Annotated in this window: 12 protein-coding genes; all 12 read right to left on the reverse strand. The window is 57.3% G+C overall.

Annotated elements, in window-relative coordinates; all coding sequences use genetic code 11:
• Positions 1-127: 127 nt before the first annotated feature.
• The 12 genes from MWU39_RS07970 to MWU39_RS08025 all read right to left on the reverse strand — a co-directional run bounded on the left by MWU39_RS07970 (position 128) and on the right by MWU39_RS08025 (position 14,152).
• Positions 128-2,182 carry an acetyl/propionyl/methylcrotonyl-CoA carboxylase subunit alpha gene (locus MWU39_RS07970; protein ID WP_247159468.1) on the reverse strand — a complete coding sequence of 685 codons (2,055 nt, stop codon included), beginning with the start codon at positions 2,180-2,182 and terminating at the stop codon, positions 128-130.
• A gap of 82 nt (positions 2,183-2,264) precedes the next feature.
• Entirely contained in the window at positions 2,265-2,666 is a 402-nt protein-coding gene (locus tag MWU39_RS07975; protein ID WP_247159469.1) for a lysozyme inhibitor LprI family protein, read from the reverse strand.
• A 12-nt stretch (positions 2,667-2,678) separates the two neighbouring features.
• A complete protein-coding gene (locus MWU39_RS07980) occupies positions 2,679-3,983 on the reverse strand; it encodes an O-acetylhomoserine aminocarboxypropyltransferase (protein WP_247159470.1) in 1,305 nt (434 codons plus the stop codon).
• Positions 3,980-4,771 (reverse strand): DUF3445 domain-containing protein, encoded by a 792-nt coding sequence (locus MWU39_RS07985; RefSeq protein WP_247159471.1) that lies wholly within the window; start codon positions 4,769-4,771, stop codon positions 3,980-3,982. The genes MWU39_RS07980 and MWU39_RS07985 overlap by 4 nt, the downstream gene beginning before the upstream one ends.
• A gap of 229 nt (positions 4,772-5,000) precedes the next feature.
• Positions 5,001-7,154, reverse strand: a complete 2,154-nt coding sequence (gene scpA, locus MWU39_RS07990) for a methylmalonyl-CoA mutase (RefSeq protein WP_247159472.1) — start codon at positions 7,152-7,154, stop codon at positions 5,001-5,003.
• A 78-nt stretch (positions 7,155-7,232) separates the two neighbouring features.
• Positions 7,233-8,006, reverse strand: a complete 774-nt coding sequence (locus MWU39_RS07995) for an enoyl-CoA hydratase-related protein (RefSeq protein ID WP_247159473.1) — start codon at positions 8,004-8,006, stop codon at positions 7,233-7,235.
• 105 nt (positions 8,007-8,111) lie between these two features.
• On the reverse strand, positions 8,112-8,549 hold the full coding sequence (gene mce / locus MWU39_RS08000; RefSeq protein ID WP_247159474.1) for a methylmalonyl-CoA epimerase: 438 nt from the start codon (positions 8,547-8,549) through the stop codon (positions 8,112-8,114).
• A 77-nt stretch (positions 8,550-8,626) separates the two neighbouring features.
• On the reverse strand, positions 8,627-8,893 hold the full coding sequence (locus MWU39_RS08005; RefSeq protein ID WP_247159475.1) for a hypothetical protein: 267 nt from the start codon (positions 8,891-8,893) through the stop codon (positions 8,627-8,629).
• The gene (locus MWU39_RS08010) at positions 8,890-10,422 is read right to left on the reverse strand and encodes an acyl-CoA carboxylase subunit beta (protein ID WP_247159476.1); all 1,533 of its coding nucleotides are present in this window, start codon (positions 10,420-10,422) and stop codon (positions 8,890-8,892) included. Before MWU39_RS08010 ends, MWU39_RS08005 begins: the two co-directional genes overlap by 4 nt.
• An 81-nt stretch (positions 10,423-10,503) precedes the next feature.
• Positions 10,504-11,226 (reverse strand): SDR family NAD(P)-dependent oxidoreductase, encoded by a 723-nt coding sequence (locus MWU39_RS08015; RefSeq protein ID WP_247159477.1) that lies wholly within the window; start codon positions 11,224-11,226, stop codon positions 10,504-10,506.
• Positions 11,227-11,238: 12 nt separating this feature from the next.
• Complete coding sequence (gorA, locus tag MWU39_RS08020) at positions 11,239-12,594, reverse strand: glutathione-disulfide reductase (RefSeq protein ID WP_247159478.1); 1,356 nt, start codon at positions 12,592-12,594, stop codon at positions 11,239-11,241.
• 112 nt (positions 12,595-12,706) lie between these two features.
• Positions 12,707-14,152, reverse strand: coding sequence for a DEAD/DEAH box helicase (locus MWU39_RS08025; protein ID WP_247159479.1), 1,446 nt, complete (start codon positions 14,150-14,152; stop codon positions 12,707-12,709).
• Positions 14,153-14,307 lie beyond the last annotated feature (155 nt).

Raw genomic sequence — 14,307 nt, forward strand, 5'->3', positions numbered from 1 at the left:
GTCATACTGCGTAAAATCGCGCAAACCGACGCATTTTGGCGTTTGCATACAACAACTTGGAAATTTCACGCCAGCATGCAATCGCGAAAATTTCGCGCCGCTGACCGGTTATGACTCGGTTGTGGAGCTACTCGAGTTCGAGAATCACTGCATCGACAGCAAGGCTTTCGCCTTCCGCTGCGTTGATCTTGGAGATTGTTGCTTGCTTTTCAGCGCGCAGAATATTCTCCATTTTCATCGCCTCGACCGTAGCCAAAGGCTGCCCCGGCTGAACTTCTTCGCCTTCGCCAACATGCAGTTTCACGAGCATGCCGGGCATCGGACAGATCAGCATCTTGGAAAGATCAGGCGGTTCTTTCTCGATCATCATGCTTTCGAGATGCGCAAGTCTTTGAGGCACAACCAATGCACGGTGCGAGGCTCCGCGCGTCGTGATGACCCAATGATTGCCATCGCGTTCTACGATTAGACCATAACGCTCGCCGCCCTCCCCATCGGGCGAAGTGGACGCAGTTGCTTCAACCATGCCGGGCAACCAATCACAATTGCCTTCGACGCGTTCACCATCGACGATTGCGTGCCCCTCGCCCAGAACGACTTCGTGGCGAGTATCACCGAGCTTCACAAGCCACTCGCTTGTGACACCCTGCAAACCGTCAAGCTGGCCTGAGATGCGCTGCGCGCGCGCCTGCCAGGTGAATTCATTGCCCGCACAGATCGCGGCGAGCATCCTACGGAAATCATCGTTAACCGGCGCGCCCTCGAACCCATCGGGATATTCCTCGGCAATGAAGCCGGTGGTCAGCTCGCCTGAACGGAACCGATCGTGCTGCATAATCGCGCTGAGGAAATCGACATTGTGGCCAAGGCCTTTGATGCGGAAACTGTCGAGCGCTTCGATCTGCAGATCTGCCGCCTCCTCGCGGGTTGGCGCCCAAGTGATCAGCTTTGCAATCATCGGATCGTAGAACATGCTGACTTCGCCGCCCTCGAACACACCATCGTCGACGCGAATGCTGCCCGCGCCATATGCGATACCGCGGCGGGCCTTCCCTTGCACTTCACCGTCATCCAACCAGCCTTCAATCGGCGGTGAGTATTCAATCAAACGTCCGGTCGATGGCAGGAAGCCGCGATAGGGGTCTTCGGCATAAACGCGGTTTTCGATCGACCAGCCGTCAATTCCAATATCGTCCTGCGTCGTGGCAAGCTTCTCGCCAGCGGCCACACGGATCATCTGCTCGACCAGATCAACGCCGGTGATTGCTTCGGTAACGGGATGCTCCACCTGAAGGCGAGTGTTCATTTCGAGGAAGTAGAAACTTTCACCAGTCGGATCGGCACCGCTAACAATCAATTCGACCGTGCCAGCCGAATGGTAATCGACCGCTTTGGACAGGGCGACGCATTGCTCGCCCATCGCTTTGCGCATTTTGTCGGTCACGAACGGTGACGGCGCTTCCTCAACGACCTTTTGGTGACGGCGCTGGATCGAGCATTCGCGCTCGTTCAGATACAGCACATTGCCATGCTTATCGCCGAGGATTTGGATTTCGATATGGCGAGGGTTTTCGATAAATTTCTCGATAAACACACGATCATCACCGAATGAATTAAGCCCTTCGCGCTTGGTCGCTTCAAAGCCTTCACGAACGTCCTTTTCAGACCACGCAAGACGCATGCCTTTGCCGCCGCCGCCAGCGGAAGCTTTCATCATTACTGGATAGCCAATACCGTCCGAAATCTCGACCGCGTGCTCCGTATCGCGAATTTCACCGACAAAGCCGGGAACAACATTCACGCCCGCTTCTTTGGCGAGTTTCTTCGATTCAATCTTGTCACCCATCGCGGCGATTGCGCCCGCTGGCGGGCCGATGAAAGCAATGTTCTCAGCCGCGAGCGCCTCAACGAAACTCGCGCGCTCGGACAGGAAACCATAGCCGGGGTGAACGGCCTCTGAGCCCGTTTCTTTACACGCCGCGATGATCTTTTCCGGGATCAGATAGCTTTCCGCCGCTGGTGCGGGGCCGATATGCACCGCCTCGTCTGCCATTTTAACAAACGGGGCGCGGGCATCTGCATCGGAATAGACCGCCACAGTGGCGATCCCCATTTTGCGCGCTGTCGTGATGACACGGCAGGCAATCTCACCGCGATTGGCAATCAGAATCTTGGAAAACAAACGGAACCTCCGAAAGGGTGCACTAGCGTTGGAAAGCCTATGGCGTTTCACACGCTTTCAGGCAACCTATCGGGAAACACTGTCAGCCTGGCCGGTTGGCCAGTTCGCTCAATTCCTTTGTACGCGCTTCCGTCAATTCGGTCTTGCAAACGGAGACGAGCAAAGGCTCCAAGGTTCCTCCGCGCGCCCAATATCCATCCACACGGCAATGCGCATCGCGATATTTGATCCACGCTCGCTGCCCTTCGAGCAAGCTTGCAAACCAGCCGGGCCGATCATCCCATTCCGAATTCCAGCTTTCGTCGCGAGCCTTCATTTTGGCGCTGGTGATCTTCCACTGGGCATTCAACTTCGCATCGGCCAACCGGTAGTCGATTGCCGCACAAAGGTTCATTTCCTGCTGGATACCCTGATCGCGTTTTTCTTCGTCGCAAACGGGCGTTGGCGCGGCTTGCAACAACAATGAAAGCATCAACGCGGACATTCATTCTCTCCCTTATCCCAGCGCGGCAAAGCCCTGCGCCAGATCGGCTTTGATATCGTCGATATGCTCGATCCCGACAGAAACGCGGATGACATCGGGCCCGGCGCCTGCCGCGATCAATTCATCCCCTTCAAGCTGGCTATGGGTAGTCGAAGCCGGATGGATAATCAGTGAACGGGTGTCACCAATGTTGGCCAGATGACTGAAAAGTTTGATGTTGGAGACAAGTTGCACGCCCGCTTCGTATCCGCCTTTCAAGCCGAAGGTGAAGACAGCGCCGCCCTTCCCGCCGAGATATTTCTGCGCATGCGGGTGATAGAGATTGTCCGGCAGACCGGCATAGCTGACCCATGCGACCTGCTCTTGATCTGTCAGCCATTCGGCCAGCGCCATCGCATTCTGGCAATGCCGCTCCATCCGCAGATGCAGCGTTTCCATGCCTGTCAGCGCCAGAAACGCATTCATCGGGGCCATAGCAGGGCCAAGGTCGCGCAAGCCAAGCACGCGGCATGCAATGATAAAGGCAATCGGCCCGATCGGCTCCAATGCATCCACCAAAACCGCCCCATGATAGGAACCGTTCGGCTGCGTCAGCGAAGGGAATTTGTCACCCTGCGCTTTCCAATCGAAATTGCCGCTATCCACCAGCACGCCGCCAATCGCATTGCCGTGTCCGTTGAGGAACTTGGTGGTGGAATGGACGACAATGTCCGCGCCATGTTCAATCGGGCGGCACAGCGCCGGGCTGGCCATCGTGTTGTCGACCATCAGCGGCACACCGCCGGCATGAGCCACATCGGCAATCGCCGAAATATCGCTGACCACGCCGCCGGGATTGGCGAGGCTTTCGATGAACACACAGCGTGTCTTGTCATCCATCGCCGCGCGGACATTCTCGGCATCGTCAGCATCAACGAAGCGGGTTTCCCAACCGAACTTCTTGAACGCCTCACCCAACTGATTGAGTGAACCGCCATAAAGCTTCTTCGCTGCGACGATATTGCAGCCCGGCTCCATCAGCGTGTGGAAAGCCAGCAATTGCGCCGCGTGGCCCGACGCTACGCCAAGGGCGCCAACGCCGCCCTCCAATGCCGCAACTTTCTTTTCAAGCGCATCATTGGTCGGGTTCATGATCCGCGAATAGATGTTCCCGAATTCCGCCAGTGAGAACAGGTTTGCCGCATGCTCGGGACTATCGAAGACGTAGGATGACGTCTGATAGATCGGCGTGATCCGGGCGTTTGTGGTCGGGTCTGGCTGACACCCCGCGTGAACGGTTAGAGTTTCAGGGCGCGTTTCGGGTGGCAGATCGGTCATGGAAGCACTCTTTCGCAATATTGTTTCAATGCAGATGCATAATGCGGTGCACCGCGGCGGTCACCCTCCACTTTGACGAGAGATTCTATCGCGCCATCTAGCATAGCTATGTTGGCGGATGACAACGCGCCCAATGGCTCGACATAAATGCCGATGGTGAACAGGATCGCGCCGGTTTCAGGCAAGCGGCGCAGCGTCTGGCGCTCCGATCTCACGAACAGGGTATCGCCTGCATTATCAGGCGTCACATGCGCAAATTCCTCTTGCGGAGGCCGCTTTGCCAGCCAACGCCGCTCTCCTGTCGGCGCGATAAACCAATTGCAGCGGCCATAAATCGCGCCGGGCGTGAGTGAATCCATGAACCGATCAACCCCGGTCGCGAGGTGCTCTTCATAGCCCGCAATCGGCGCATGAAGCGCGCGGAGCGGCAGGCCGATCTTGTCCTTGGGATACCAATCAGAAGGCCACGCAACGGCGGCACCAATCAGGCGATAGACATCCTCGTTCTCGCGCTTCGTAAGCAGGCACATATCTTCATGGGTCGAGAGGGCTGCTTCTGGAAGCGCACCGCTAACGCCAAGCATTTCAGCGAGTTCTTCGCCCGGAGCATCAGCTTCCGGTAAAAGCTGCACACCCTCGGGCCAATCGGCGAAAGCACGGACACGTGCGGCGCGATCAGGCTCAGGCTCAAGCCACTCCTCTTGGGAAAGCCGTACAAGACCCATCCGAAGTTGACCGCCACCACGCGCTTTTGGAAGCAGCGAATTGACGGAAAAGCCTAGGGTCATCCTTCAAGGTCAGCCTCTGCGAAAAATCGCCAAGCGTAGAAAATTGTGAAAGCCAAGAAACCCATCAAGGCAAATTTCACAGGGTCAACACCGCCGCCAATCGAACCGTTCAACCATGCGTAGAGCCGCACCAAGCCAGCGATCAATAACCAAATCGTCGCTGTACAAATAATTTGCCCCACCACTCGTCCTACCAGCCTAAGCAAAAGCTGATAAAATTTCTCAAGATTCACTCCGCAGCCTCATCCAGCCCTTCACCCAGTGGCGGCATGTTGTGCCCTAACAGCGTGAGGATATCCGCCGCGCATTCGACCACGTTTGAACCCGGCCCATAGATGCCCTGTACGCCTGCTTCCCGAAGGAAGTCGTAATCCTGCGGCGGGATCACGCCGCCTGCGGTCACTTTGATATCGCCGCGTCCCGCTTCTTTCAGCAAGCGGATGAGTTCGGGGATCAGGGTCTTGTGCCCTGCCGCCAGACTGGATGCACCGACGACATCGACATCGGCTTCGATGGCGTTGTCGCATGTCTCTTGAGGCGTTTGAAACAGCGGGCCTGATACGACTTCAAAGCCCATATCTGAAAAGGCGCTGGCGATGACATTGGCGCCGCGATCGTGGCCGTCCTGCCCCATTTTCGCGACCATGATGCGTGGTTTGCGGCCCAAGCGGCGCTCTACTGCGTCGACGCCATCTGTAACCTGCGCCCAGCGGCGATCAAATTCATATGCGCTTTTGTAGACACCTGTGACGGGTTTTGGCGTTGCGTCATGGCGACCGAAGACGGTCTCCATCGCCATCGAAATCTCGCCCAATGTCGCATCATGGCGCGCAGCTTCGACTGCGAGTTCGAGCACATTGCCGCCTGCCGTGCAGCCATTCGTCAACGCCTCAAGCACAGCCCGACACGCGGCTTCATCACGGTTTGCGCGGACCTGCTCAAGTCTGGCGATCTGGCCCTTGCGCACCTTCGCATTGTCGATGTCGAGCGTGTCGATAGGGTCTTCTTCGTCTTTGCGATATTTGTTCACGCCGACGATCACGGTCTCGCCCTTGTCGATGCCGGTCTGCTTTTCCGCCGCCGCGCGTTCAATCGCGGCTTTCGGTGCGCCAGTGGCGACGTAAGCGGTCATTCCGCCAGCCGCATCGACTTCCGCGATCAGCTTTTCGGCTTCCTCAACCAGCGTCGCGGTCAACGCCTCGATATAGTGCGAACCTCCCAATGGATCGACGACATTGGTGATGCCGCTTTCCTCTTGCAGCACCAATTGCGTGTTACGCGCGATCCGCGCTGAGAAATCGGTGGGCAGTGCGATGGCTTCGTCGAGCGCATTCGTGTGGAGCGACTGCGTACCGCCCAATGTCGCCGCCATCGCTTCAATCGTGGTCCGCATCACATTGTTGTACGGGTCCTGCTCTTGCAGGGAGACACCGGACGTCTGACAGTGCGTGCGAAGCATCTTGGACCGTTCGCTTTGCGCGCCCAGCCCGTCCATCACACGGTACCAAAGCGTCCGCGCAGCGCGCAGTTTCGCGATCTCCATGAAGAAGTTCATGCCGATACCGAAGAAGAACGAAAGCCGCCCGGCAAAGGCATCGATATCGAGGCCCGTCGCCATCGCTTTCTCGGCGTATTCCTTGCCATCGGCAATGGTGAAGGCAAGCTCCTGAACAGCCGTCGCGCCGGCCTCATGCATGTGATAGCCCGAAATCGAAATGCTGTTGAATTTCGGCATGTTGGCAGACGTATATGCGATAATGTCCGACACAATCCGCATGCTTGGCTCTGGCGGATAGATGTAGGTGTTGCGCACCATAAACTCTTTGAGAATGTCGTTCTGGATCGTGCCGGACAGCTTCTCCGCTGGCACGCCGGAACGCTCTCCGGCGACGATATAGAACGCCATGACCGGGATCACCGCGCCGTTCATTGTCATGGAGACGCTCATCGTATCGAGCGGGATCTGATCGAACAGAACTTCCATATCGGCGACTGTATCGATCGCCACGCCCGCCTTGCCGACATCGCCGACAACACGGTCGTGATCGCTGTCATAGCCGCGGTGGGTGGCAAGATCGAAAGCGACCGACAGCCCCTTTTGCCCCATTGCCAGATTGCGGCGGTAAAAGGCGTTCGATTCCTCGGCGGTGGAGAAGCCCGCATATTGGCGGATCGTCCACGGACGCCCCGCATACATGCTGGCCTTCACACCGCGCGTGAACGGCGCAAAGCCCGGCAGGCCGGGATCGAAATCGGAATGATCCGCCTCGGTATAAAGCGGCTTGATATCGAAACCCTCGGGTGTCGACCAAGTCAGATCGCGCCCCTTCGATTCCTTGTCAGCGAGGGCTTTCCAGTCGGCGGGGGTCGGTTTGTCAGTCATGAGAATTTCCATAACCGTTCGCCCTGAGCCTGTCGAAGGGCGAATTCGTGCTTCGACAGGCTCGGCACGAACGGGCCGCTATTTTCCAGTAAACTTCGCCTTGCGCTTATCGAGAAACGCCTGCCCGCCTTCTTTCGCATCATCGCTGGCACCGGCAATTGCTTGCGCTTCAGCCTCCGCCTGAAGGACCTGAGGCAATGCGCCGTCGAGCGCCGCGCCGATGTTCCGCTTGATATGCGCGTATGCGACTGTGGGACCGTTGGCGAGCTTTGCGGCGAGCGCGCGGGCTTCGTCCATCAATGTCGCATCGTCCACGCATTTGTAGATCAGGCCCCAGTCCTCCGCCTGCTCCGCGCCGATTTTCTCGCCGAGCATCATCATGCGGGTTGCGCGGGCGCGGCCGATTGCTCGGGCCAGCATCCAAGTGGATCCGCCATCGGGGACAAGGCCGATATTGACGAAGGCTTGCAGGAAATACGCGCTTTTGCCCGCAATGGTGAAGTCGGCCGCGAGCGCGAGGCTGCACCCGACACCCGCCGCAGGGCCATTCACCGCGCAGATCACTGGCACCTTCGCGCGCAGGATCTGGTTGATCGCGGGGTTATAGTGATTGGAGAGCGCCTCGTGAGAGCCGCCCTTGCTGCCCGTGCTACGCGCCGAAAGGTCTGCTCCGGAGCAAAAGCCCTTACCCTCCCCCGTAATCAAAACCGCACGCGCATCCCCGAGGTCGTAAAAGACCTGGCCGATTTCATTCGCCATTTGTGGCGGCATCGCATTGAGCCGTTCTGGCCGGTTCAAAGTGATAGTCGTCAGCGGTCCATCGGTTTCGACGCGAATGGTTTCGTAGGTCAAAGATGCTCTCCCAAGCGTTTCGTTTCGCAACTGTTATTGGCGCGCTGGAGGAGCCTGCGCAAGTCCGTTAGGGCGCGCTGCGTTCCCGGTTCGAAGCGCAAGCGATCAATGCGCCTCTTTCGGGGTCTCCATAATCTCTGTCAGGATGCCCTGCATATCTTTCGGGTGGAGAAAGAAGATCGGCGTGCCATGCGCGCCAATGCGGGTCGGGCCGAGAATGCGCTTGCCCATGGCCTCAAACTCCTCACGGGCCTTGGCAATATCGGGCACTTCAAAACAGACATGATGCTGACCGCCAGCCGGATTTTTGGCGAGGAATCCGTTGATGGGTGAGCTTTCGTCAAATGGTTCGATCAACTCGATCTGAGTGCCGTTCATGGCGCTGTCCGCCGGAGTATCGACAAAGCAGACCTTCACGCCCTGCTCCGGCAAATCGAACGGCTCATGAATATGCGTGGCACCCATCACATCGCGATAATGCGCGATGGAGGCTTCGATGGAGGGCGTTGCAACGCCGATATGGTTGAGACGGCCTAGTTTCATTGGAAGCTTTCTTGTAGATTATTCATAACGGTCTTGAACCAGATATCGTTCGCCGGCTTTTTATGTCGAGATAGTGCTTACCGGCGCAGCCAAGCCCTCACGCTGGCCACGAAAGCCAGTATTATCCAGACCTCAATGAGAACAATAGCGGTCCACACAAAAGGAAATGCCAATGGATGAGAATCCATCGTCATGCTTTCCAAGCTTCCTTTGATCTCGATTGCGCCGTCGAACAGATCGAACAATCCTGTCAGGGTCCAAAAACAAACACCAAATAAGGTAAAGGCCGCGCTTTGCCTCTCTTTTCCTTTGGGAACATCATCAGCTTTGGGAATGATACTCACAACGGAATATTATCGTGCTTCTTCCAAGGGTTCTCAAGCTGCTTCGTTCGCAGCTTGCGTAGCCCCAGTGCGATCCGTTTGCGTGTATTTCGCGGGTAAATCACTTCGTCGATATAGCCGCGCTGTGCGGCCACGAACGGGTTCGCGAAGCGGTCTTCGTATTCTTTGGTTTTCTCGGCAATCTTTTCCGCATCGCCGCGATCTTGGCGGAAGATAATCTCCACTGCGCCCTTTGCACCCATCACCGCGATTTCCGCAGTCGGCCAAGCGTAGTTGAGGTCCCCGCGAAGGTGTTTTGACGCCATCACGTCATACGCGCCGCCATAGGCCTTTCGCGTGATGATCGTGATTTTCGGCACGGTCGCCTCGCCATAGGCGAACAACAGCTTCGCGCCGTGTTTGATAATGCCGCCAAGCTCTTGTGAAGTACCGGGCAGGAAGCCGGGAACATCCACCAGCGTCACAATCGGAATTTCAAACGCATCGCAGAACCGCACAAAGCGCGCTGCTTTCTTTGATGAGTTGATATCGAGCACACCGGCCAGCACCATCGGCTGGTTCGCGACGATGCCCACAGTGCGTCCTTCAACGCGGCCAAAGCCACAAATAATGTTTGCGGCATGGGTCGGCTGGATTTCAAAGAAATCGCCTTCATCCACGATTTTCGCGATCACCTCATGCATGTCGTAAGGCTGGTTCGCGTTGTCAGGGATCAACGTGTCGAGGCTTTCCTCTACGCGGTCCCACGGATCGTTTACCGGCAACACCGGCGCAGTCTCGCGGTTCGACAGCGGCAGATATTGGAAGAACCGCCGTGTTGCGAGCAGCGCGTCAATGTCATTCTCAAACGCAATGTCGGCCACAGAAGTCTTGGTCGTATGCGTGATCGCCCCGCCCAATTCCTCCTGAGTGACTTCTTCGTTGGTGACGGTCTTCACCACGTCAGGGCCGGTTACGAACATGTAGCTGCTGTCTTTCACCATAAAGATGAAATCTGTCATCGCAGGCGAATACACAGCGCCGCCAGCACAAGGCCCCATGATCAGGCTAATCTGCGGAATGACGCCGGATGCGAGCACGTTACGCTGGAACACGTCGGCGTATCCGCCGAGTGACGCTACGCCTTCCTGAATGCGCGCGCCGCCGCTGTCGTTCATACCGATCACCGGCGCGCCGACCTTCATCGCGGTTTCCATCACCTTGCAGATTTTCTCCGCATGGCGCTTTGACAGCGAGCCACCAAAGACGGTGAAATCCTGACTGTAAACGTACACAAGACGGCCATTGATGGTGCCTGATCCGGTAACGACCCCGTCGCCCGGGATTTTCTGCGTTTCCATGCCGAAATCAACGCAGTCATGCTCAACGAAGCGGTCGATCTCTTCAAAGCTTCCGTCATCGAGGAGAACATCGATCCGTTCGCGCGCGGTCAGCTTACCTTTGGCATGCTGCGCAGCGATGCGCTTTTCCCCGCCGCCCATTTCGGCAGCTTCACGACGACGTTCCATTTCGGCGATATTGGCGGACATTTACGCACCCCTGATTCAATTGTTCAGAGGTCGTTGCCGCAGCCGCGTCGCAGCGTCAACAATAGCGGTTCGACGATACGATCAGAATTTGAGCGTCAGGCTCCGGGCTAGCGCGGGATGGATGCTCTCCGTCACTCTGAGTGCCTTTGTCATTCCGATGTTAGCCTCATCACGGTTTTTGACGATGGCTTCGATGATCTGCCGCGCACATTCTGATGCAGGCATCTTCTTCATCGGATTGCCGTCATTCATCTGCGTATCGACCACAGGCGGCAGAGCCTCGATCACGTGGATGTTCGTGTCTTTCAACTGTTCGCGAAGGCTGAGTGTGTAGAACCGCAATCCCGCCTTTGTCGCGCAGTAAACCGGCTGACGCGCGGCAGGCGCAATCGCTAGGCCGCTGGTGACATTGACGATGGCCGCTTCGGATCGCGACTTTAGCCGTTCCATCAACGCCCCGCCCAGCCGGATCGGCGCGTTTAGGTTGGCGTAGATGCAATCATCCGCCGCATCCGCATCCGGCGTGCCTTTACGAAAGTCGTGATCGACCAGCTGGCCTGCATTGTTGATCAGGATATCCAGCTCTCGCTCTCCCCATGCCTCAACCAGAGCATCAACACCGGCGGCGTCGGAAAGGCCCGATTCGATCACTTCGAAACCCATAGTCTGCATCGCGGCGACCCGTTCTGCATTGCGGCCAGTCACCACAACGGTGGCGCCCAGCTCTTTCAGCTGGAGCGCCATTTCCTTGCCGATACCGGCTGTTCCGCCTGTCAGCAGAACTGTTTTGCCTTGGATGTCCATGATCTGCGTCCTTTACTTAAACAGGACCAATTCCTCGGCCATGGTCGGGTGGATTGCAGTGGTGGAATCAAAGTCCGCTTTTGTCAGACCGACTTTCACCGCGATAGCGGCGGCCTGCATAATCTCCGGTGATTCCGGGCCGATCATGTGGATGCCAACGATCTTGTCGTTCGCTGCGTCTACGATCATCTTGTAAAGACTGCGCTCATTCCGACCTGCAACGACATTCTTCATCGCGCGGAAATCGGACTGGAACACTTTGATATTGCCAAGCGAATTGCGCGCTTCGCCTTCGGTCATACCCACCGCAGCAATCGGCGGATGGCTAAATACCGCGCTCGGAATGCAGGAATGGTCGACAGCGTATGGCTCAACATCGCCAAACACGCTGTCGGCAAAGGCTTGGCCCTCGCGGATCGCGACAGGAGTCAGCTGAACCCGGTCTGTCACATCGCCAACGGCATAGATGTAGTCCACATTCGTCTTGCTGAATTCGTCGACTTTGATCTCGCCTTTTTTACCGAGCTCCACGCCAACCTTGTCGAGGCCCAGTCCTTCGATATTCGGCACGCGCCCGGTCGCGATCATCACTTGATCGAAATCGCGTGCATCGTGACCCGTCATCTTGACGCTCAGCGAGCCGTCTTCGTTTTTCTCAATGCTTTCAAACTCAGCGTTGAAGCAAAACTCAATGCCCTTCGCGAGCGAAATTTTGAGTAACCGGTCCTGCAATGCCGCGTCATAACTGCGCAGGATCACATCGGAGCGATTCACGATGGTCACCTTGCTACCGAATTCGTTGAAGATGCCGGCAAATTCATTGGCGATATAGCCGCCACCCGCGATCAGGATACGCTTTGGCACTTCATCAAGGTGGAAGGCTTCGTTCGAGGTGATCGTGTGTTCGCTGCCCGGAAATTCTGGCACGAACGGGCGCGCGCCGGTGGCGACAAGAATGTACTTTGCGGTGACGACTTTGCCGCTTGAGAGCGTAATCTCATGATCGCCTGTGATCTCTGCCCGCTCGCGGAAAATGGTAACGCCGTGATTGTCGAGCGTTTCGCCATACAACCCTTCGAGCCGGTCGATGTCTTTTTGCACGTGGTCGCGCAGTTTCACCCAGTCGAAGCTCTTGCCTTCGATGGTCCAACCAAATTGTGCAGCGTCCTCGATGTCTTCGGCAAAATGCGCGCCGTAAACGAGCATCTTTTTCGGCACACAACCGCGAATGACGCAGGTACCGCCGACGCGATATTCTTCGGCTGCAGCTACACGAGCGCCATGCGCGGAGGCCACACGGCTGGCGCGTGTGCCGCCCGAGCCAATCCCGATTGTGAAAAGGTCAAAGTCGTATTCGGTATCGGGCATTGTGGTCCTCCTATTGTGCCTGACGATATGGCGCGGGCGGCGGCCATTGCCAACCGCCCGCGCGCATACAATCGCTTTTCGGCATGGGAGGCCGAATGGTTACGCGAACAATTTATCCCTGTGCAGAACGCGGGCCACGTTGGCCGCCACCAGATCCACCACGACGACCGGAACCTCCACGGCGATTGCCGCCGCCTGGACGACCACCACTGCCGCCACCACCGGAGTGGTTTGGACGGCCTTTGCGCGCCTGATGCTTCTGTTTTGGCTTGGACGAACCTTCGCCCGGTCCGTCACCGCCGCCGCGTGGCTTACCGCCGCCCTGCGGTTTCTTACGAAACGGCTTGGGTTTGACGCGCGGTTGGCGCTGTTTCACTTCACGTTTGGTCGGGCCGACGCCTTCGACGACTGCGCGGAAATTGTCCGGCAGCGGAAGGCGCTCCATCTGTGCATCGGTCGTTTTCTGAATATCTTTAAGATATGCGCGCTCATCCTCGGCGCAGAACGCAATCGCGATGCCATCTTTGCCAGCACGCGCGGTCCGTCCGATGCGGTGAACATATTGCTCGGGCACATTCGGCAGTTCGTAATTGATCACGTGGCTGACACCTGGGATATCGATCCCGCGCGCAGCCACATCGGTCGCGATCAGGATGGAGACTTTGCCCCGGCGAAACTCGTCGAGAGCCCGCTGACGCTGCCCCTGAGATTTATTGCCGTGGATCGCGTTGGCTTCGATGCCGCCCTGACCCAGCTTCTTCACAACGCGGTCTGCGCCATGTTTTGTGCGGGTGAAGATCAGCACACGCTCCAGCTCACCTGGAACCTCATGCCGTCCGCGAAGCATCATTTCGAGCAGCGATTGCTTCTCGTCCTGTTGAACCATGAACAGGAACTGCTCGATGCGCTCAGCGGTGGAACTTTCCGGTGTGACAGAGACCTGCACAGGATTGGTGCAATAGCCGCTGACCAGTTCCTTGATCGCCTTTGGCATCGTCGCGCTGAAGAACAGTGTCTGACGCTCTTTCGGCACCAGTTTGTTGATCGTGCGCAGCGCGTGGATAAAGCCGAGGTCGAGCATCTGATCGGCTTCGTCGAGGACAAGCACTTCGACACCGCTGAGGTTGAACGCCTTCTGATCGATCAGGTCGAGCAAACGGCCCGGTGTCGCGATCAGGATATCGGTGCCACGATGCAGCTTGTTCCGGTCTTTATTGACCGAAGTGCCGCCAACGATGACCTGCACTTTCAGGCCCGCAAGCGCGCCGTAATCCTTGGCGCTGTCGGCGATTTGCACCGCCAATTCGCGCGTCGGGGCGAGCACCAGCATGCGGCAGCTCTTGAAGGGAATACGGTTGTCGCTTTCGCGCAGCCGGTCGATTGAAGGCAGCATAAACGCCGCCGTTTTACCGGTTCCTGTTTGGGCAATGCCCAACAGATCACGGCCCGCAAGAACGGGCGGGATCGCCTGCTCCTGAATAGGTGTAGGAGTAGAATAGCCCTTGAGATCAAGCGCCTGCAGAACGGGCTGAGACAGCCCGAGTGTTTCAAAAGTCATTGAGAAAAATCTCGCAATATATGCGAAGCGCGCACCGGAATCGGCGCGCGGTCGCGGTGGTTAAAGAACCGCCCGCGTGAATAGGGAAGTTGTAAAGTGGTAGGGAGACATGCGCCGGGGCGGAGTATTTAGAGCCGCCGCTTCACGCTAGGCAT

Source organism: Erythrobacter sp. F6033, from assembly GCF_023016005.1.
Lineage (GTDB): Bacteria > Pseudomonadota > Alphaproteobacteria > Sphingomonadales > Sphingomonadaceae > Erythrobacter.